The organism is Xanthomonas sp. CFBP 8445, from assembly GCF_025666235.1.
Lineage (GTDB): Bacteria > Pseudomonadota > Gammaproteobacteria > Xanthomonadales > Xanthomonadaceae > Xanthomonas_A > Xanthomonas_A indica.
In genome coordinates, this window is the sequence record NZ_CP102594.1 from 44,152 (window position 1) to 65,334 (window position 21,183).

Annotated in this window: 17 protein-coding genes; 15 read left to right on the plus strand and 2 right to left on the minus strand. The window is 64.2% G+C overall.

Translation table 11 applies throughout. The annotated features are described in order from the left end of the window. Nucleotides 1-221 precede the first annotated feature (221 nt). The 8 genes from NUG21_RS00210 (at nucleotide 222) to NUG21_RS00245 (ending at nucleotide 12,996) form a co-directional block, all read left to right on the plus strand. Complete coding sequence (locus NUG21_RS00210; protein ID WP_263391950.1) at nucleotides 222-3,002, plus strand: TonB-dependent receptor; 2,781 nt, start codon at nucleotides 222-224, stop codon at nucleotides 3,000-3,002. A gap of 289 nt (nucleotides 3,003-3,291) precedes the next feature. Then, nucleotides 3,292-7,098 (plus strand): LamG-like jellyroll fold domain-containing protein, encoded by a 3,807-nt coding sequence (locus NUG21_RS00215; RefSeq protein WP_263393137.1) that lies wholly within the window; start codon nucleotides 3,292-3,294, stop codon nucleotides 7,096-7,098. Between the two features lie 761 nt (nucleotides 7,099-7,859). After that, a complete protein-coding gene (locus NUG21_RS00220; protein WP_263391951.1) occupies nucleotides 7,860-8,333 on the plus strand; it encodes a hypothetical protein in 474 nt (157 codons plus the stop codon). A gap of 288 nt (nucleotides 8,334-8,621) precedes the next feature. Further along, nucleotides 8,622-9,566 carry a DUF2971 domain-containing protein gene (locus NUG21_RS00225; protein ID WP_263391952.1) on the plus strand — a complete coding sequence of 315 codons (945 nt, stop codon included), beginning with the start codon at nucleotides 8,622-8,624 and terminating at the stop codon, nucleotides 9,564-9,566. Nucleotides 9,567-10,774: 1,208 nt separating this feature from the next. Further along, on the plus strand, nucleotides 10,775-11,086 hold the full coding sequence (locus tag NUG21_RS00230) for a hypothetical protein (protein WP_263391953.1): 312 nt from the start codon (nucleotides 10,775-10,777) through the stop codon (nucleotides 11,084-11,086). 689 nt (nucleotides 11,087-11,775) lie between these two features. Then, nucleotides 11,776-12,138: a hypothetical protein gene (locus NUG21_RS00235; protein WP_263391954.1), complete on the plus strand. Its 363-nt coding sequence runs from the start codon at nucleotides 11,776-11,778 to the stop codon at nucleotides 12,136-12,138. Nucleotides 12,139-12,203: 65 nt separating this feature from the next. Beyond that, on the plus strand, nucleotides 12,204-12,467 hold the full coding sequence (locus NUG21_RS00240; protein ID WP_019797617.1) for a hypothetical protein: 264 nt from the start codon (nucleotides 12,204-12,206) through the stop codon (nucleotides 12,465-12,467). 70 nt (nucleotides 12,468-12,537) lie between these two features. Beyond that, nucleotides 12,538-12,996, plus strand: coding sequence for a DUF1851 domain-containing protein (locus NUG21_RS00245; protein ID WP_263391955.1), 459 nt, complete (start codon nucleotides 12,538-12,540; stop codon nucleotides 12,994-12,996). A gap of 105 nt (nucleotides 12,997-13,101) precedes the next feature. On the opposite strand, the gene NUG21_RS00250 is transcribed toward NUG21_RS00245, so the two are convergent. Continuing rightward, a complete protein-coding gene (locus NUG21_RS00250; RefSeq protein WP_019796744.1) occupies nucleotides 13,102-13,779 on the minus strand; it encodes a hypothetical protein in 678 nt (225 codons plus the stop codon). Nucleotides 13,780-13,990: 211 nt separating this feature from the next. Between NUG21_RS00250 and NUG21_RS00255 the strand changes: the two genes are divergently transcribed. The 6 genes from NUG21_RS00255 (at nucleotide 13,991) to NUG21_RS00280 (ending at nucleotide 17,458) form a co-directional block, all read left to right on the plus strand. Then, nucleotides 13,991-14,410 carry an immunity 26/phosphotriesterase HocA family protein gene (locus NUG21_RS00255; RefSeq protein ID WP_263391956.1) on the plus strand — a complete coding sequence of 140 codons (420 nt, stop codon included), beginning with the start codon at nucleotides 13,991-13,993 and terminating at the stop codon, nucleotides 14,408-14,410. 125 nt (nucleotides 14,411-14,535) lie between these two features. Continuing rightward, a complete protein-coding gene (locus NUG21_RS00260) occupies nucleotides 14,536-14,817 on the plus strand; it encodes a hypothetical protein (protein ID WP_019796745.1) in 282 nt (93 codons plus the stop codon). A 59-nt stretch (nucleotides 14,818-14,876) separates the two neighbouring features. After that, the gene (locus NUG21_RS00265; protein ID WP_019796746.1) at nucleotides 14,877-15,323 is read left to right on the plus strand and encodes a hypothetical protein; all 447 of its coding nucleotides are present in this window, start codon (nucleotides 14,877-14,879) and stop codon (nucleotides 15,321-15,323) included. A 399-nt stretch (nucleotides 15,324-15,722) separates the two neighbouring features. Continuing rightward, nucleotides 15,723-16,115, plus strand: a complete 393-nt coding sequence (locus tag NUG21_RS00270; RefSeq protein ID WP_242082542.1) for a hypothetical protein — start codon at nucleotides 15,723-15,725, stop codon at nucleotides 16,113-16,115. A gap of 121 nt (nucleotides 16,116-16,236) precedes the next feature. Continuing rightward, nucleotides 16,237-16,677, plus strand: a complete 441-nt coding sequence (locus NUG21_RS00275; RefSeq protein WP_242082540.1) for a hypothetical protein — start codon at nucleotides 16,237-16,239, stop codon at nucleotides 16,675-16,677. 316 nt (nucleotides 16,678-16,993) lie between these two features. Further along, complete coding sequence (locus tag NUG21_RS00280) at nucleotides 16,994-17,458, plus strand: DUF3828 domain-containing protein (protein ID WP_019798425.1); 465 nt, start codon at nucleotides 16,994-16,996, stop codon at nucleotides 17,456-17,458. Nucleotides 17,459-17,593: 135 nt separating this feature from the next. On the opposite strand, the gene NUG21_RS00285 is transcribed toward NUG21_RS00280, so the two are convergent. Beyond that, complete coding sequence (locus NUG21_RS00285; protein ID WP_263391957.1) at nucleotides 17,594-18,355, minus strand: OBAP family protein; 762 nt, start codon at nucleotides 18,353-18,355, stop codon at nucleotides 17,594-17,596. Between the two features lie 362 nt (nucleotides 18,356-18,717). On the opposite strand from NUG21_RS00285, the gene NUG21_RS00290 reads away from it, so the two are divergent. Then, entirely contained in the window at nucleotides 18,718-21,096 is a 2,379-nt protein-coding gene (locus NUG21_RS00290; protein WP_263391958.1) for a TonB-dependent receptor, read from the plus strand. Nucleotides 21,097-21,183 lie beyond the last annotated feature (87 nt).

The following is a 21,183-nucleotide window of genomic DNA, read 5'->3' on the forward strand; positions in this document are numbered from 1 at the left end:
GCGGTGTCATTTCTGTGCGGCAACAGGCGTTTCGGCACTGGCCGCCATCGCGATCATCCGCTATCTCATTGACTGGAAAGACCCTTGCGACGCGTGACACTCTGTTGCGCTGCAAGATGCCGCAATGTTTCGCAACTGTTAACGTTGATTTTGACCAGCGGTGTCATTCGCGACAACGCCCGCAGTTCAACGCCGTCATGTAACCCTTGGGAGGGGAGGACATGCAATCACGTATCGAACGCCGGAAGACACCGGTTACCCTGCTCGCGCTGTCGATCGGCCTGGCCCTGCAGGCCGGTGCCCTGCAGGCGCACGAAGCCCCGGCGCCGGCGCAGGCGCCGGCCACGGCCTCCGCCGACGCCACCACCGAGCTCGACACCGTCGTCGTCACCGGCTACCGCGCCAGCGTGGAGAAGGCGCTGGACATCAAGCGCGCCGAGAAGGGCATGGTCGACGCCATCGTCGCCGAGGACGTGGGCAAGTTCCCCGACACCAACCTGGCCGAATCGCTGCAGCGCATCCCCGGCGTGGTCATCACCCGCGACGCCGGCGAAGGCCGCAACATCTCCGTGCGCGGCCTCGGCCCGGACTTCACCCGCGTGCGCATCAACGGCATGGAGGCGCTGACCACGGTCGGCGCCAGCGACCAGAGCGGCGGCACCAATCGCGGCCGCGGCTTCGACTTCAACGTGTTCGCCTCGGACCTGTTCACCCAGATGGTGGTGCGCAAGACCGCCTCGGCCGACGTCGAGGAAGGTTCGCTGGGCGCCACGGTCGACCTGCGCACCGCGCGGCCGTTCGACTACGACGGCTTCACCTTCGCCGCCAACGGCCAGGCCACCTACAACGGCATGTCGGAGAAGGCCGATCCGCGCATCGCCGCGCTGGTCGCCAACACCTGGGCCGATGGCACCTTCGGCGCGCTGATGTCGGTGGCCTATTCCGAGCGCCAGGTGCTCGAGGAAGGCAGCGGCACCACCCGCTGGGCCAACGGCCCCAGCAACAACGGCTACAGCCCTGCCTCGCCGTTCGCCGCGGCCAACGGCGCCAACGTGTTCAGCCCGCGCATCCCGCGCTACACGCAGATGGAGCACAAGCAGAACCGCCTGGGCGTGACCGGCTCGCTGCAGTGGAAGCCGAACGACAGCACCGAGTTCTCGCTGGACGGCCTGTATTCCAAGATCGACGCCAAGCGCGACGAGCACTACATCGAGGCGATCAGCTTCAGCCGGGGCCGCTCGCAGAACGGCAAGCCGGAGATGATCGTGCGCGACGGCTACGTCGATCCGGCCTCCGGCGCGCTGCTGTACGGCCGCTTCGACAATGTCGACATCCGCTCGGAGAACCGCCACGACGAGTGGAACACGGTCTTCAAGCAACTCACCCTGAGCGGCGAGCACCGCTTCAGCGACACCTTCAAGATCACCGGCGAGGTCGGCACCTCCAGTTCCAAGCACCGGAACCCGATCCAGACCACGGTGATCATGGACAAGAACAACGTCGCCGGCTACAGCTACGACTACCGCAACAGCGATACCTCCCCGGTGTTCAACTACGGCATCGACCCCACCGCCGCCAACGGCTGGACCCTGGCCGAAGTGCGCATGCGCCCGCAGTCGGCCAACAACGATTTCGACACCGGCTCGCTGAACTTCGAATGGAACCTGGGCCCGAACTTCACCCTCAAGGGCGGCGTGCTGGCCAAGAACTACGGCTTCGACACCAAGGAGTTCCGCCGCGCCTCCGAGACCAGCGTGCCGACCTTCGCCACCGGCAACCGCATCGTGCCGGTCGACCTGGTGGCGCTGGCCGGGCTGAAGGGCATCGAAGGCACCCCGTCGAACTGGGCGGTGCCCGACCTCAACGGCATCGCCGATGCGCTGGGCATCTACAGCGGCACCGGCACCTGGACGCTGACCGAACGCGCGGTCAACACCCGCAGCGTGGAAGAAAAGGACCGCGGCGCCTGGTTGATGGGCGACTTCGCCTTCGACATCGGCGCGATCCCGTTCTCCGGCAACATCGGCGTGCGCTACGTGAAGACCAACCAGTCCTCCACCGGCTACGCCCTGGTCGGCTCCAACCTGATCAACACCACGGTCGAGCGCGACTACCACGACACCCTGCCGTCGCTGAACCTGGTCGCCGAGATCACCCCGGATTTCCTGATCCGCTTCGGCGCCGCCAAGGTGATGACGCGGCCGGGCCTGGGCAGCCTGACCCCGGGCGTGACCGTTGCCGTCGCCGGTGGTGCGCGCACGGTCAGCGGCGGCAATCCGAACCTGGACCCGATCCGCGCCAAGACCGCCGACCTCGGCTTCGAGTGGTACCTGCAGGAAGGCGCGATGCTGGGCCTGGCGCTGTTCTACAAGGACATCGACAGCTTCGTGCAGACGGCGCGCACCATCGCCCCGTACTCCAGCAGCGGCCTGCCGGTCAGCCTGCTCGACGGCACCGGCGCGGCGGCCAGCGACGACTTCGTCTTCAGCGTGCCGCTCAACACGCCGGGCGGCAAGCTGAAGGGCGCCGAGTTCAACTACATCCAGCCCTTCAGCTTCCTGCCGGGCAAGTGGGCCAACTTCGGCACCCAGCTCAACTACACCTACGTGCAGTCGAAGATCCAGTACGTCACCGGCACCGGTGCGCTGTCCTTCAACACCGACCTCACCGGCCTGTCGAAGAATTCGTACAACGCCACGCTGTTCTACGAAGGCGAGCGCTTCAGCGGCCGCGTGTCGCTGACCCACCGCGACGGCTACCTGACCCAGGTGCCGGCCACCGAGACCGGCTTCGACATGCACGGCATGCGCGGCACCAATGTCGTCGACGCCAAGCTGACCTACAAGATCGACGAGAAGATCGACATCAGCCTGGAAGGCTCGAACCTGACCAACGTGCCGTACTACGAGTGGGTGCAGACCAGCGCGGGCGGCGCGCAACTGCCGCTGACCTACAGCGAGACCGGCCGCCAGTACGCGATCGGGGTGCGTTACAAGTTCTGATGTCTGCGTGCGCCGGTGCCGCGCTGCGGCATCGGCAACGCCCCGCTGCCCGCATACTCGCGGGCCGGGGAGGGAGATCGACGCGCGCCGCCACGGTGCGCGCCGATCGCAAAGGAGCGAGATGAAACAGGCAATTCGCAGTGGCGCCGTCGCCGACCACATCGTCGCGGCTGAAGCCGCTCCTGCACGCGCACCGGCTCCTCGTAGGAGCGGCTTCAGCCGCGACAGCTGGCCTCGGTCCTCCACGGCACTCCACGTGCGTCTGCGCGGCGTGCTCCACAGTCTCGCCCTGCTGTGCGGACTCGTCTGTCCCACCATCGCCGCCGCCGCGGCGCCCGAACTCCTGTTCCGCGTCTCCGCCGACTACGGCCTGGACGCCGACGTCGCCCACGGCGACCCGACACCCAACTTCCGCGACAAGATCGCCCTGGTGCCCACCGGCGTCTCCGGCCAGGCCATCGAATGGGCCGACGACGGCGTGCTGTCATGGAACGCCCCCGGCAACCTCTACACCCAGCGCGGCACGTTGTCGTTCTTCTGGCGCTCGCGCTACCCGGTGGGCGAAGCCCCGTTCGTGATCTTCCGCGTCGGCTACGCCGACCACACCAGCTGGGACATGGCCTGGCTGCGCATCGACTGGAACGGCCACGGCTTCGATGCCTTCGTCACCGATGCCAACCTGGCGCGCACCCGCGTCTCCTTCAAACTCGACAAGGTCCCCGCGCCCAGCGCCTGGACCCACCTCGCCTTCGCCTGGGACGAGACCCGCGGCGTGCGCCTGTACGTGGACGGCAAGGAAGCCGCGCGCGTGGACTGCACCCAGGCTTGCGCCGATGGCGGCTCGCTCGACTTCGACGCCGCGCTCGACCAGCTCGGCCTGGCCGCGCGCGTGCTGGCGCCGCACCAGGTGCAGAGCCGTTACAACTTCCTGCGCGGCAGCGATTTCGACGAGATCCGCGTCTACGACCGCATGCTCGACGCCGCCGGCATCGCCGCGCTGGCCCGGCAGCAGGAACCGCGCAGCGCCGAGCCCGTACCCGACAGCGCCGCGCGCAACGCCTGGCTGCACCGCTTCGGCTGGGACCACGGCCGCGCCCCACCGGCGCTGGATGCCCCCTCCACGCGCATCCGCAAGGTCGAGTTCGCCGATGCCAAGGACCTGAAGGAGTGGATGTGGAAGGCGACCGACGGCATTGCCGAGACCACCTGGCCCGGCGTGTACAACCGCTCGCGGCTGCCCGGCCGCAACGACTACTTCCAGCTGCCCGACTGGAACGTCTACGTCGAAGGCGGCAAGGCGCTGGACCTGGCCCTGCCCGACGAACCGTTCAACCGCATCGAACTGCGCGGCGCCGCCTACGGTCAGGCCACCTATGCCGCCGATGGCGCGGAGCCCACGCCGCTGTTCGCGCGCGCCCAGGGCAGCGTGCGCAGCGTCGACCAGTTCGAACGCCGCCGCGGCGGCCACCTGCGCTTCAGCAACGTCGCCCAGGAAACCCCGATCCAGGAGATCTGGGCCTACGACGTCGGCGCAGGCGCCGAGCCGGCCACCCCCAGCGCCACGCTGCGCTACACCGTGCGCAGCGACATCGCCCCGGACTACGCCAACCTCGCCGCGCTGCGCGCCTACATCGCCGGGCGCTATCCGCCGGACGAGCGCAGCACCGTGGTCGCGCTGCCGACCAAGGCGCCTTCGCGCAAGCGCGCCGATGACGAGACCGCGGTGCGGCCGCTGCCCATCGTCCACGTGCTCATTCCCTCCAACCTCGGCGACGCCCCAGCCGCGCAGCCGCTGATGCGCAGCTGGTCGTACGGCTGGGAGAACATGCACGACGGCCTGGACGGCATCGCCATCGACCTGCCGGCGCTGCAACTGCCGGCCACGCACGACGGCCTGATCCCGCTCAACATCCGCGTCAAGGATCCCATCTGGCCCGGCCGCGACATGCTCGACGTGTCGGTCTCGGTCGCGCCCGGGCAGGCGCGCACGCTGTGGCTGGACCTGCGCGACCGCATCCTGACCGACGACAGCCTGATGCTCAGCATCGCCTCGGCCGCACCCGGCTTCGACGCGCGCGCGCTGGACGGCGCGCAACTGCGCCTGCTGTTCAAGCCGCGCGCGCAGGCCAAGGCCGAACACATCGCCGACCGCTTCAACCAGGTCAAGGACAACTGGGGCTTCCTGGTCGAGGAACACACCACCTCCAAGCGCCAGCGCCTGTACGCGCGCCTGGATGCCGACATCCACGACCTGCTGCGGGTGGACCCGGACAACGCGCTGGGCCGCCAGTACTGGGCCGACATCAGCTACGGCAATCAGGGCACGCTGCCGGTGCAGCTGCCGCAGCCGCCCAAGGGCGTGCCGGGCTGGGCGTTCTGGCAGCTGGAAGACCTCAAGGCCACGCGCCGCTACATCCACTGGTGGATCGACGAACGCCAGGTGGATTACGGCGATTTCGGCGGCGGCATCTCCGACGATTCCGACCTCACCCAGCAATGGCCCGGCGTCGCCCTGATGGGTGTGGACCCGGACAAGCTCACCGCCTCGCTCACCGCCCTGTCCGACGCCAACTACCGCAACGGCATGTTCACCGACGGCCTCTCCACCATCGAGACCGACGAACTGCATTCCTACGAGGAGGGCATCAACATCAACAGCGCCATGCTCTACCTCAACTGGGGCGACCCGCTGACGGTGGAGCGGCTGATGCGCACGGTGAAGGCCTTCGACCGCATCATCCAGGTCAACCCGCAGGGCCACCTGCTGTTCGCCAGCAACTGGTTCGGCGGGCGCAAGGTCTACCGCGAACCGAACTGGCAGTGGCAAAAACCCTACTCGTTCCCGATCCTGCATCCGGCAATGCTGCTGGGCGGCTACAACGCCGACCCCAACAGCCGCCGCATCGTCACCGGCCTGGCCGACGGCTACCTGGCCCATGCCTACACCGACGCCAAGGGCCAGTGGGCGCTGCCCAACGAGATCGACTGGGCCACCGGCAAGACCCGCGGCGGCAGCCTGTTCGACGGCAGCGGCGGCCCCGACACCCTGCACACCTTCTGGGCCGCCTACCGCTGGACCGGCGACGCGCGCTATCTGAAGGCGATCGACTACCGCGTCGCCAAGGCCGGCCCGGGCGGCCTGTCCCTGCTCAACGAGAACTTCCTCGACGTGCTCGGCAAGCGCGACAACTGGGGCGCCAGCCTGGCCAAGGCAGCGGCCGACGCCGAGGCCGACGACGCCCCGGACTTCGCCCACCACGTCGCCTGGGAACAGACCGGCGACCCGCGCTGGCTGGAAACCCTGTACCGCGCCGAGACCCGCGACAAACTGCAGACCTTCTACATGAACACCGAAGGCCACTGGTGGAGCGACCGTGTCGAATCGCCCACAGTGAACCTGCAGCGCGCCCGCCTCGGCGGCGTCGCCCTCAAGCGCAACCAGACCTACCCCGGCCACACCGTCAGCTGGCGCTTCGCCGATCCCGAAGGCGCCGTGCAGGTGGCGCTGCTGCTGCCGAAGCCGCGGCAGGATCGCTTCACCGTGATTGGCTACAACACCAGCGGCAAGACGCAGCGGGCGCAGATGACCGGGTGGAATGTCGCGGCTGGGCAGTGGCGCATGCGTGCGGGTGTGGATCGCGATGGCGATGGGAAGATCGATGGCAAGGCGGCCACCCGAGAGTTTGCGTTCGAGAAGAGCGGGGCGGTGGACGTGGAGTTCCCGGCCGGGCAGACGGTGGTGATGGAGTTCGAACTGGTCACGCCGGCCGCGGTGCCGGTCGAGCTACGGCCGGATCTGGGGATTGGGCGTGGGGATGTGCGGGTGAGTGCGGATGCCATCAAGGTCACCGTGCACAGCCTTGGTCATGCGGACGCGCCGGCTGGGTTCGTGGTGCTGGAAGATGCGCGCGGCCGGGAATTGGCGCGGGCGGCATTCCCGGCGCTGGCGGCGCCACGGGATCTGGAGCCGAAGACGGCACAGGTGCGGTTGGTAGTGCCCGCTGGAAAGAGCGTCGAAAAAGGTCGGCTGCGTATCGTCACCCAGGGCGACGTCGCAGAACTAACGCAGAGAAACAATGTGGTGGATGTGCCCTGATTTAATCGGCCCACATCAAGACGCGCCCTTGCCTGGCGGGGCGCGCATTCACTTCGGAATGTTCACGACTGACGCCGCATTTGTCTCCCAAAAAAGTGTGACGCCGTGCTAGAACAGAATCGTCTGTGGGGAGAACGGACTTCCAGCGGACCTGATTGGACGGTTGCGCCTGCGGGATGCGCGGCGTAGAGCGTCCATCTGTAATGGGAACGCTAGAACGCCACATTTTCTCAGGGGAAATCGATGTTTACCAAAGTCTCGATCATCGCGGTGCTGGCTGGGTTCGCCATGTGCTTGGCTGCTGCATCCGCGGACGCACGTGTGCGTGCGGCGGGTTCACACCACACGACCAGTCACGGCGGTCACTACACGTCGGGCCATGGCTCATCGCATAAGGGTGGTAGCTACCGTAGTCCAAGTACTAACAACCAATACCGTCGGCATAAGCCCTGATCTCTAAATTAAAAGGTTAATAAAAATTGATAAGTTGAGCAAGGTTGTCGAATTTGATTGGTTTCCACTGTCTGTCCGCTTTAAAAAACTCTGACCCTGATTTCCGAGCAGGAGGCTCTGATCGACCAACCCACGGGTGGCAACTGCGTCATGAAGCTTAAGATTCTTCTATCAGTCTTCAGGAGAATTGCACTTGTTGCTAACAAGCAAGCTGAGGGCAAGCTTAAGGTCCGCGGCAAAAAGAAATCTAACTAGTCATTCAAGCCCACTCCGCTTCGCGGCGCGGCTTAATTTTAGTTTTAGGTGCCATGAACACAGATCGCAAACCTGAAGATTCAATTTCTCAAGCTGAGTCATTGGGTATGTTCAACACGTACTCCGTGGAGGTGCGGTCAAAGATTGACGGCCTGGTAAAGCAGGTCATGTTCATTAGCGCAGGCGTTCAAGCCATCACTATTGGAGCGTTCTTATCGGGCAATCCACCTCAACTCCCCGCTAACGCAATCTACCTGCTCAAGTGCGGCTGGCTCGCTCTATCCATTAGCATCGTGCTTTCTCTTTGCTTCATGCTCGGCCAAGTTCTGGCGATGGTTGCAGTCGGATTTCGTTTCAAAAGTAAGCTAGAGAGCGGCCGCAAAGGCGCGGAATTGCTGGTAGCTCCAATGCCAATGCGGATCTTCAATTGGATCGTTGGGCTTGGCGCTTTTGTTTCCTGCGCTTTCGGTTCAATGGCGCTCTCGCTTGCTGCAATGCGTCTCGTAGGTGGCTTGGGTGGCACCTAACAGTTCATTCAAGCCGACGCCACTTCGCGGCGCGGCTTAATTCCGGCGTTAGAGCGTACTCTTGGCTAATCAGAGAAAATGGGGTCGGAATGTAGTTCTGTTCATGTCCGGCATCCTAGAAACTGGACTCCGACCTAGTTCTATCGCCTGAAATAGGAGCTAAAAGAGTGCCGGCAAGGCGAGGATTCTCACCACCTTCTCTGATTAACTGTACTCAATCGCTCGGCGAGCATGGCGTTATTCCGCGTTTGGCGGTCCAATGCCAGTTGGCTACCACCAGAGGTCATCATGCCCGGAAAGATTTACAAGTACTTTGGCCCGCAGGTATCCGATCTTGTTTTTTCGGATGTCGGTGCAGCACTCAAGTGCTCGTTGCCAAAAAATTTCAATGATCCATATGAGCTTTTCTTAACAGTTGATTTTTCGTCAGATCCAAGTGCGCTTGCATGTTATCAAGAACTAATTGGTAGAATTCCACAACTTCCTACAACGTGCTTTTCTGTCTCGCCTGCTGTCTCGCCGATGTGGGCGCACTACGGTCTAAACGCATCAGGCTTCGTAGTCGAATTTGACGAGAATGAGCTGATAGATTTATTCCCGGAGAGTAAGTTTGATGACGTGCGATACCAAGATAAAGCTGATGATGGCTTGACGGAGATGCTTTATAGAGCGCACGTCATCGGAAAGCCGCGCTATACATATTTTCTGCAAAGCGGAACGTTCTACGCTGCATACTTCACCAAAGCTACTTGTTGGTCCTACGAGATGGAGCGTCGGATGGTCGCAGATATGGCAGAGGTTCGGGTGTCAAATGATCTTCTTCTACTAGAAGTGCCGAAAAGCTGCATCACGTCAATCATCGCTGGCGCCAAAAGTTGTGAAGAGTTAAAAAATTCACTGAAAGCTCGAGCAGATTCCTTTGACTGTGCTTTCTACAATATGCAGATCGGGAGAACAACCATCACTCCATATTTTCTTGACGGGTATGGCGCAACCTGCATATTCAATGGCGACGAAATAGTCCTTGCCCAATGCTCGTGTGAATCTTGCAGAGAGCCAATTCCAGAAGGGAACGAAAAGTGCTCATGGTGTCAAGTTACAGATGAGCACCGGTATGAAGCCGCTATAAGAAACCCATATCGAATGCTTGACCGAATTGGACACCTTGACTCTTACATAAAATCTATGGATGGCATAACCGAGAGGTTGAACAAGGGTCGAAAGAAAAGCTAATAATAAAAAAAACCAAGAACAGGGGTCAGAGTGTACTTTCTTGTGTGCTGACCTATGAAAGTTAACTCTGCTTCACGGTTTTGACACTGCTAGTCCATGGCATGACTAAGCTAACCGACAAGCTGGCTTCTGCAAAATTACCCCTAGTGCTGCTCACTTGGGGCATCCTGGTGGCAATCCATGCCTGCTACTATGTAACGTTCGTACATGCATCCTTACCAACACATGCGGAGTGGTACGCAAGATCCCACAGCTACCAACTGATCGTCTTCTCGGTCGTGCGCCTTCCACTTTGGCTTGTCCTGCTCTGCGCATACGCTGTATTTCGTCTCTCCTACAAGACCAAGCAAACTCGCAAAGCGAAGAAAATGAGTCTAAAAATTCATTGAAGCCGAAGCCGCTGCGCGGGTCCGCTTAGTTCAGGCATTAGGTACAAGATCAGATGCTTAGCCAGATTTGGGAATCATGGCAATTTAACCTCGGTCTCGGCTTGGTTAGCCTCAGCGCCGGGCTGCTGGTAGTGTCGCCATGTCTGCTTGTCCCGTCTTGGCGTCGCAAGCTTCTCCGGTCGAACTTGGATATCGAGGGAGTCGGTCTCATTGCGTTGACTGTCGTGCTTGTCGCAGCCATTTGTTACAACTACCTTGGTGCCGGCGACGGCACCTGACGATCAATAACGGGGTGATAACAGGTTCAGGTTAAGTTAGACGACACGTAAAATAAGGGTCAGAGTGAACTCTTCTTGTGTGTGAGAGCTTTGGAAGTTCATTCTGACTCTTTTCTCGCTCCCTTCAAGCTCTACTCAGGCGATCCAATAGCTGTTAGGCGTCACACGCGATTCATGGCAACTCAAACCTGGTCAGAGAATGAGTATCTGGAGTACCTGAAACACGAACGACACATGTTCGCGTGGGTTCTTCGCTCGTACGGCTCATACTCCCCAGCGGACGCTGACGACGCGGCAGTTGCACGCTATCCATATGAGGAGCCAAATGATCTACGCGGGCTCATCTTTCATGACGAGGCATGGCACTGGGCCATGCTTCGCATCCACGGAGAAGCTTACTGGCTTGCCAATCCTCAGCTTGAGTTTCCCTCGCAGGAATACCTTGATGCATCATCGTTGCTGGAGCCTAACAGTGGCCACTAACCATTCACTCAAGCCGAACCCGATTCGCGGTTCGGCTTAATTCAGGCGTCAGGCCCCAATGGATACATGGAAGCCAATCACAGCAGATGGGCTTAGCCAACTGATCGAGCGAGAGCTCGCTGGTTTTAACACTACCCAGCAAGAGGCGTTCAAGCAGATTAAGATGGCGCCGCGTGCAACGCCCATAGTTCGCGGCGGCAATGTTGAGTCCGTCTTTGTCGTGCCGGAACACGGTGATGAAGTGATGTACTACGAAGACGTAGAAGAAGGGTTCAATGTTTCGCTCCTAGATAGCACTGGTTTCATTGCAAACCCGGGTTCCGAGCAATGGGAGCTTAGCCATGCTCTGCATCACTGGCTTGGGGCCTAACAATTCATCCAAACCGACGCCGTTCGCGGTCCGGCTTAACTCAGGTATTTGAGCGCAGATCATGGGTGTCGAGATCATCTTCCCAATCGCGTGGCTTATAAGCATTGTGTCCATCATTTGGCTCGTGATTCGATCGCGCTCCGTAGCTACACGCGCGTACACACTTCCAACCCTTATCGGTTCCACTCTCATTTCCGTTTTGTGGGCGGCCCTTGATCACAAGGATGGCTACTTCTGGCAATACGCACTAACTTGGTTTGCCCCAGTAGTTGTCATACTTGGTAGCCAAGCGCATGCCATCAAGTACATGCTGAGGCAAAAATAGAGGTCAGAGTGAGCTTCTCTTTTGTGCGACACTTTTGGAGGTTCACGCTGACCCCAGTTAGAGTGTCGGACGTCTACGGTAGTGAGGCCAATGATGCGAACCAACGCCGCGCCGCCGCCGCCGCCGCTCCAGTGATTGGGGCGATTGACCGCAACTACTGGCTCGGCGAGGATCGTGTCATGCTGCGCTTGTGCAGCAAGAGAAGCATATAGGCCGCAGATGGACGGTACAGCGATTCGGTTGGGGATTGTGGCGTTCGTCTTTCTAATGTGTGGGGCAGTCAACTATTACGCTCTCCGGATGATTGATGCTCCGTCGAGCAGGAGGAAAAAGCTCGGCGCGGTGTTCAACGCAGAAGTGGACGATGCAGACACGAAGTAAATGGAAATGGCCAAGAACATTTCACCTCGGCCTGCTCCGAGCCAGGTTCGCCCTGGCAGTTCTTCTGATCTGGATCCTCGGGCTAAGCTTTGCTGGCTATCTCGACAACTGGAACGGCGAATTCGCTACGCCGGCGTCGTTGGCCGTTGCCGGTATTGTTCTTGCTCTCTCTGCCTGGTCGTTTTGGCGTCTTGCCGCGAGCGAGCGGACGTGGGCTAGGGTGATGCGTCCCACTGTCGATCGCGCGTCGCATCTTTCGGGCGTGCGGGTTGGCGTCTACATCACCGCGCCTGCGGCGCTGCTCTGCTTTCTGAAGGCTGCACGCCTCTGGTGGGTAGGTAACTGAGGGACGTGACTGATCTAGAATCTCGCGTCGCCGTTAGCGCAGCATTCCTAGGGCGCGTTCCCCCCATGACCACATTCCAGTACCAACCACGCTGGAAGGAAGAACTCGTCTGCACCGGCCCGGGCGGCGAGTTCGTTCTGGATTTCCCGATGGGCGTGCCGTCTGTCTACGTGCCCACCGAGCACGCCTGGGCGCAGAGCGCACCTGCATGGGCGCGTGAGCTGTGGCCGGTGTTCAAGGCCGAGCTGGAGGCCTGGTGCGAAGCGCGCGACGTGCAGTTCTTCCTGGATGGATCGGCGAAGTGCTACGGAGCCGTCGCCAAGGCCTAGGTGAACACGATGACAGCAGGCGGACGCGCGTGGCTTGGTATCCTGGCACGCCATCGCCGCAAGGTCTCCAATGAGCCAGAGTGCAGAGCGCGCCGACGCGACGAACGTCCCGCTGTATCACCTGATCACGCCGGAATCGCACGAGGTGCTCGGCCCCTGGGCGGACGCGTTCCCGGCGTATACCGTCGTCGTCGGCTACTCGAGTCTCGGCCACTTCTTTCTGCATGATCCGGCCAGCCAGGATTATGCGGTGCTGCATCCGTTCAAGGCTGCCGGCAAGTCGTATGGCGCGCACGACTCCACCGCGGCGTTCGAGGCGGCGATCGTGCGTGATCCCGGCTTCGAGGAGTATGTGTTGCGTGGCGACCACGTCCGGGCGATCGCTGCGCGTCTGGGCCCGTTGAAGCCCGGACAGATCTATATCCCGCAACCGTATCCGACGCTGGGCGGAACGGAAGCGCCCGAGACCTATGACAAGGGCGATGCGTGGGTCTTCGCGGAGCTTGTCGCGCAAAGCGTGGGTCTGTGACGCAAACTGGAATCACGCCGCGGGACGCGATCTTCTAAGCGAGTCCAGGCGGCACCGGATCGCCGCCTGGACCACGCCCAACGAGAGAACCGCAGAGGTCACGCCTCAGCGCTTCGCCGCCTCGCGCCGGTACACGCCACTGAAGCTCACGTTGGCGCCGCCGCACTCCATGTTGTCCGATGCCACCAGCAGGTCGCCGACCAGCTGCAGGCGGACCTTGCAGTCGTCCTCGCTGAGTTCCAGCCGATTGCCTTCCGGAAAGGCACGCGCGGTCACGGAACCAAGGTGCGGCCCACCAGGGGCCTGATCTGGGTTCGGGTTGGCGCTGGGCCAGTAGGCATCGCCGTTGGCGGTGAGGGTGCCGTCGCCGTTGGCGATCAGCTGCAGTTCGTTGTCGCCGTCGTGCCAGTGGCCGATCCAGGCCTGCGGCTTCGGTGCGGCCGTCGCCGGCAGCGGCTGCACGCTGGACGCTGCCACCCAGCCGGCGCTGCCGCCGACCTTGTTGGGGTAGAACGCGCAGACGAAGCCGCCCTGGCGCTGCGCCAGGATCACCGTGTCGTCCTTGACCACATAGGCGCGCTGCCGGCACGCGGCTTCGCCCTTGGCCGGGCAGCCGTCGTCGTCGTTGAGCAGGTACAGGCGCGGCACCGCGACCTTGGCGAGCGAGAACCCGGCCGTGCTCATGGGGAAGCCGCCATTGCGGCACATCGCCGTGTCCTCGTCCGGCGCCGCGTGAGCCAGTGCGGGAACCGCCAACAAGGCGAGCAGCCAGGTCTTGTGCATCAGAGTCGCTCCAAAGGTGGGGCGGTAGTGTGGTCCATTGCGGGTGAACCGGTGGCGAGTGAATCGGTAGGCGAGGATGTGGCGGGTGTCTGGCCGGCAGGGGGCAGCGGCATCGACCCCGGCGAACGCCTCGACTTGTCAGGTGGATGCCATCAGGCACGCCGCAGGGATACCCTTGCGATCCAGTTTTCGGACGCAAGAGGATGGTGGAATGGCAGTGAAGTACCGGGCCGGCGATGTCTTCGCGATCCCGTTGGACACCGGGACGTACGCGCTCTGCCAGGTGCTGTGGGTGCCGCAGGGCGACTATCGCAAGGTGATCGGCTTCTGTGTGCTGGAACGGCAGGCATCGGCCCCGACGCTTGGACCGTCGCCGGCAAGGCCGCTGCCGGTGCGCGACGGCGACAAGGACCTCCGCTTACTGTTTACCGGCACTCAGAAGCTCAAGCGCGGCGACTGGCAGCTCATCGGCCACGCGCCGCTGCCCCACGACGCCAGGGAGCTGCTGACCTTCCACATCGCCGGGAGCTGCACGAAGGCGACACCTTCGTGCGGATGCTGTCGGTGGACGAATACACCCGCTATCCGTCGATGCCGGTGCTTGGATGCGAGCTGGTGCACCGACTGCTGAGCGACAGCCGGTGAGCGAGGGTGCCCGCCGTTGACGGCCACCGGTCACTCGGCGAGCATCGCTCGCAGGCTCAACGCAGGGCGTGGCCGGCGCCGCACATCACTTCTGTCTGGACCAGTGACACCATGCCCGCAAGCCTGCTGACCGAGGTCGTCCTGCGGCCGCTGTTCGAGATCGTCCTCTACGGCCTGTGCTACGTCGTCGGCATGCTCGTGGTGCCGGCGTTCTCGTTCGGCTACTACAGCGTCGAACCGTGGAGCAGCAAACGGCGCGGCAAATCCGGCAGGCGCAGCGCCTATCTGGCCCCACGCGTGGTCTCGGCCGATGCGGCGGCGTTCTGGGGCGGGCTCGCTCTGGTGGGATTGGGGCTGTTGGGCTATGCGCTGTGGACCGCGGCGGGCGCTTAACCTCGAAGCGCCTGCATCGCGCTACGCTTCCTCGCCTTGGACTGCAACGGATTGCACCGATGCCCCATTCCGGCACCTGCTTCATCACCCGACACACGCTGTCGGCGTTGCGCGATCAGATTCACCAGAGGCCCGAACTGGTGATGGCGCTGGAAGGCTTGATCGAGGTGGAAGAGGAGCATTTTCCGGATCCACCGACCTATGCGGCGCTGTCGCACCTGGCGCAATGCACGGCCTGCCAGGCCTGGAGCGCGCTCTGGCTGGAGGCACAGTTTCCCGAGAGCGGGGCGTGGCGCGAGCGCGTCGCTCGCTACTGCTGCTTCAGCATGTTCGAGGCGGTGACCAAGCCGGACAGGGTGGTGCGGATCGGGTTCGAGTTGTTCCGCGGCGAGGATCCGACCTGGTACCTCAATGACGCGATCTGCGTGCAGTTCTGTCCGTGGTGCGGACAGCGCCTGCCCGATCGTCCGTTCGAGCCGGATCTGCAGCCGGAGCCATCACCATGACCCCGTGCCGGCGCCGCATCCCGGCCGCTTCAGTGCAACCGCGGCAACCATTGCCCGCCCTGTAGATGGTTCGGCGCTGTGATCGGTCTCAGGGCATCTCTGGGCACGCGTGCCTGTCTACGGCGGATGCGATGAGTTGTCATGCAGGCGTGCTGCAATCGATCTGGCCGGTTGCGGCGACGGTGTCCGGCTCCGGTCGCCGACGCTGCGAGCACCGAACGCACAACGCCGCGTCCACGTGTCGCAGCGACCGCACCGGGCTGCTTGACGCGCGGCGCCGCTGTCCACCTGGACCGGCGCACGTGCGTTTACCCTTCGGGACCGTCCCTTCGCGCCTGCCGTGACGCAGTTGCGCCGATGTGGCGTCCGCCATCCAATCGTTCGAGATCAAGCTGCCGCATGCATCCTGTCATTCACTTCCGCTCCCGCCTGTTCGAGGTGAGCGCCGAGCCGGAAAATCCGATCAACCCGATCCGCGGCAGTTCGCTGCTGGATTGGCTGCGCGTCCATGTGGGCGACGCCATGGTGCTGTCCGAACCGGATCCGGAGGATTGGGGCTGGGCATCCGAAGCGGAATGCCAGGGGCGCATCTACCTGGTCGGCGCCTGTGCCGAGGAAGAGGTCGATGGCAACCATACCTGGATGCTGCAGATCGAGAAGGAACGCTCGTTCTGGGAGCGCGTGCTCGGCCGGCATGCGATGCGCGACGACGATCCGTGCTTTGCGCGGGTGCATGCGCTGATCGCCGCCGAACCGCAGTTCACCGACCTGGTGGTGGAGCGCGAACCCTGACCGCCGCTGCCTTCTCGGCGGCAACGCGGTGCTGCGCACGCCGGTGATGCCGCCGGCTGCAGCACGCCTGCCATCGTGCTTGGGTATGCTCGGCGGCCCGTCTCCGTCTGTGCCCGCCACGATGCCGATCCGAAGCCTGTCGCTGTTCCCGTTGTTGCTGCTCGGCACTGTGCCCGAGGTGATGGCAGCGCCCAAGCATTGCCTGCCGTACGGGCCGACCCAGGTCACCTTGTCCGGCACCTTGGCGCCATCGTCCACTGGGAACGCCGCGCCTACCGCGCCGCATGCGCACACGCATATCGATGCCGGTGTGGCAGCGACCCAGGAAGAGGTGCTGATCCTGCCGCAGCCAGTGTGCGTGGCGGCGTCGACGGACGGGCGGCAGCCGCGGCACGAGCAGGTGCGCCGGCTGCGGCTGGCGGTCACCGCGGACCAGGCGGCGCATCTGCGCGAGGAAGGCACTGGGCAGGTGGTGCGGGTGACCGGCACCTTGGCGCATGCGCCAACCGGCTCGGATGCACCGCCGCTGCGCCTGAGCGTGCTCGGGGTGGACAGCGACTGAAGGGCCGTGCTGATAGGGGCCTTTTTGCTGTGACTCAGCGGAACGTGTTGTCGCTGCGTAGGAGCGGCTTCAGCCGCGACAGGCTTTAACGGGAACCCCTGTCGCGGCTGAAGCCGCTCCTACGTGGGTGGAGGCTCGGTGAGACCGGATGTCTCTGTTGCCCAGGGCACTTGGTTGCTGCGTCCACGCCGGCCGCTGGCGCGCACGAGAGAGCGCTCGCATTGACGCCGCGCAGCGGCTAACCGAGGATCGCCGGGCCGCGCCTGGCGGCCCAAGGGGTCGGCGATCCATGAAGGGACTGCGGTTTCTGTGTGCGATGAGCCTGTGGCTGAGCGCGTTCGCCGCCATCGCGGGCGAGTCGCCGGTGCGCACGGTGCAGGCGTTCTATGCCTGGGCGCTCGCGCCCGAGCACGCGGGCGGGGATGTTGCGCAGGTGCGGCATCTGCTGGGGCGGGAATTGTTCGCGGCGCTGGAGGCGCAGCGCGCCTACGAGGCGGCCTGCGCGAAGCTTGTGCCGGCCGACGTCAAGCCGCACATGCTGGACCAGAGCCCGTTCTTCCTGTGGCCGGATCAGCCCACGGCGCTGGTCTCGACGACCGCTCGGGTCAAGGGCGATACCGCACGGGTGCGCGCCCGCCTGGCCGTCGACAACCTGCAGTGGACGGACACGGTGGTGCTCGTGCGGCAAGACGAGCGCTGGGTGATTCTCGACATCGCGTGGCAGGAGGGAACGCTCACCCAGCGCCTGGCCGACTTCGCGGGGGAGCGCTGCACACCTTGATGTCCACTGGCGAGAAACACAGGGCGCAGTGCCGATGCCGGCACCGCTGCAGGCCCTGCCGCACGTGGCATAAGCCCGCTCCGAGGCGGGATCTTCGGCCTGAATGACGTCGCCGGCGCACGGCTTCCCGGGCCCCTACCGTTCCTCCGTCCCCGCCTCCACCACCCCAGGAATCGGCGTGGCCTTGGGAAACGCGTCGCGCAGCAGGTCCACGCCCTGCTGCGGCTTGGCCAGCGGCGTCAGGTCCTGGCGATCGGCGCGCAGCTCGGCGCTGCGGTGCGGGGCGATGGCGTCGCGGCGGGCCTGCAGGTCCGGCTGCAGTTCGCCGTCGCGGTTGAACGACCAGGCCAGCATGGGCTCGCCCAGGGGCAGGGCATCGCCGGGCTCCGCGCCGCGGCGCGAATGCCAGGTGTGCCAGGTCTTGCCGTAGCTGTTGAGCTTGCTGCGCATCAGCGCCTTCTCCGCGGTAAGCGGCAGGCCGGGCGCGGACAACTGGCCGGACAGGATCTCGCCGTTGTGCGGATGCCAGTAGCGGCGCTCCTCCGGCGGCAGCCGCTGGAACAGCACCTCGGAAATCATGTACTCCACGCCGGTGAGGTTGGCCTGCGCGGTGTCGCCGTCGAACAGGGCGCACTGGGCGAAGTCCTCGTTGACCTGGCGGCAGAAGTGGTGGGCTTCCATCTGCTGGTGCGGGTGGTCGCGCATGGGATGGAAGCCGACCAGGTGGATGTCCAGCACCGCGGCCGGGCCATCGTCCTGCAGCGCCTTGGCGCCGGCTTCCAGCACCCGGGTCTTGGCGCTCTCGGCCGCGCCGGGCGGCTGCGTGGCGGGTTCGGTGCGGTCGCGGCCGCAGGCAACCAGGGTCAGCAACAAGGGAACGAACAGGATCTGGCGCATATGGGGTCTCCAAAGGCGGCGCGGCGGCGTGGGGCCGCATGGCCAGGACGCGTGGCGCACGACAGGGCCAGCATCGGCTGCGCCGCGTCGATCGGCCGTGGCCGGGGTGTCTGCACGGTGTCGTGATGTGCGAAGCTGGCCGGCGCCATGGCGCATGCAGGTCCACGCATGTCTGCTGCAGCCGCGTCGCGCGACGTCGGCCGGTCATGCACCGTCGCGTCGTGGCCGCCGCGCCGTCATTGCAATGGCGTTGCAACACAGACGACATATCGTGCCGCGCTGCGCCACAGTCTGGCGCATGCCGTCGCGGGCTGCTGCGCAAGCCGAACGGACTCGATTTTGCGCGCTCACAAGGATCCGACATGCTGCATTCCCCTCTCTCCCCGCGGCTGCTGACCGCGCGCGCCGCGCCGGCCCGTACCCGCCTGGCGCAGGCCTGCGCCGCCCTGGTGCTGGCGTCGGTGGCCGCCGCGGCCGCCGCGCAGGACAGCGCGCCGTCGCTGGCCGGCAGCGAGACCCGCCCGACCAATGCCGCCGGCACCGGCGATGCGGCGACCTCGCTGGACACCATCATCGTCACCGCCGAGCATCGCGAGCAGAACCTGCAGGAGGTGCCGGTGTCGGTGGGCGTGGTGCAGGGCGAGGCGATGCGCGACTTCACCGCCGGCGGCGACGACACGTTGCTCGCGCTGTCCGGCCGCGTGCCCAGCTTCTATGCGGAGACCACCACCGGCCGCATCTTCCCGCGCTTCTACATCCGTGGCCTGGGCAACATCGACTTCTACCTCGGTGCCTCGCAGCCGGTGTCGATCATCCAGGACGACGTGGTGCTGGAGCACGTGGTGCTGAAGTCCAACCCGGTCTATGACGTGGACCAGGTGGAAGTGCTGCGCGGCCCGCAGGGCTCGCTGTTCGGCCGCAACACCACCGCCGGCATCGTCAAGTTCGACAGCATCAAGCCCAGCGACGACTACACCGGCCGGGTCACCGCCAGCTACGGCAGCTACAACACGGTCTCGGTCGACGGCGGCATCGGCGGCCCGATCAACGATGTGCTGTCGTTCCGCGTGTCCACGTTGTACCAGCACCGCGACGACTGGGTGGACAACACCTACACCGGCCCCAGCGCCGACGGTACGGTCACCCCGAAGAAGGACGCGATGGGCGGCTACGACGACCGCAACGCGCGCCTGCAGCTGCTGCTGAAGCCGAGCGAGAACTTCTCCCTGCTCGGTGCGTTCCACACCCGCGACTACGACGGCACCTCCACCCTGTTCCTGCGCGGCGCCCTGACCAAGGGCTCCAACAAGGTCGACGTGCCGCGCGACCAGGTGGCCTACGACGAGGCCCACGACAACCCGCAGGCGTACAAGACCCACGGCGCCTCGCTCAAGGCGATCTACGACTTCGGCGGCGTGTCGCTGACCTCGATCAGCGCCTACGAGACCACCTCCGGCTACAGCCGCGGCGACACCGACGGCGGCGCCGCGGCCAACTTCCCTGTCAACGGCGTGCCCAACGGCTACGGCCAGTCGATGGGCCAGGTGCGCGACCTGGACCAGTACACCCAGGAACTGCGCCTGGCCAGCGAAGGCGATGCCCCACTGCAGTGGCAGGCCGGCGCGTTCTACTTCGACGGCAAGGACACCACCGATTTCTACCAACGCGCCTATTTCCTGCAGACCGCCGCGCGCAATCCCAACAACTGGGTGCGCCTGCACAACAGCAACACCTCCTGGGCCGGCTTCGGCCAGCTGACCTACAAGGTCACCGACGCGCTGACCCTGACCGCCGGCGTGCGCCAGACCCGCGACAGCAAGGAGACCAAGCTGCTCAAGACCGCCGACACCGCGGCCGGCGTGGTCACCTACAGGGGCCGCCGCGACGTGCGCCTGGCCGACACCCAGCCGAGCTGGGACCTGAGCGCGATGTATGCGATCAACCCGAACGTCAACGTCTACGCGAAGGTCGCCCGCGGCTTCCGCGGCCCGACCATCCAGGGCCGTTCGGCGGTGTTCAACTCCGACTTCACCACCGCCGACTCGGAAACCATCCTGTCGTGGGAAGCCGGCATCAAGAGCAACCTGTTCGACAACCGCCTGCGCCTGAACGTCACCGGCTTCACCTACACCGTCGACGACATCCAGCTCAACGGCAACGACTCCAACGGCAACGGCGTGCTGTTCAACGCCGACAAGGCCAAGGCCTACGGCATGGAAGCGGACCTGGACTGGCGCCCGATCCCCAACCTGTCGCTGACCGCCGGCCTGAGCCTGCTGCACAGCGAGATCCAGGACAAGCGCGTGTACGCGCAGGTGTGCGGCCTGAACGGCGTGGTGGTGTGCACGGTGAAGGATCCGACCATCCGCATCGGCAGCAACACCTTCGCCCAGATCGAAGGCAACCCGCTGCCGAATGCCCCCAAGTACAACGTCAACCTGGCCGCCCGCTACGACATCCCGGTCAACGACGGCGGCGCGTTCTTCGTCGCCACCGACTGGAACAAGCAGGGCTACACCAGCTTCGTGCTGTACGACTCCACCGAGTTCACCTCCAACGGCAACTTCGAGGGCGGGCTGAAGCTGGGCTACACCGGCGACTACGGCGCATGGGAAGTGGCCGCATTCGCCCGCAACATCACCAACGAGAAGAACCTCAAGGGCGTGATCGAGAACTACATGGCGGCCGTCTACAACGAACCACGCATCGTCGGCGTCTCGTTCAACCTGCACTGGCACTGATCGCAGAGCGTCGTAGCACCACGTCGGCAACACTTGCCGGCGCCAGCGGGCGGGAGGGCGATGGTCCTCCTGCCCGTTTGCGTTTGA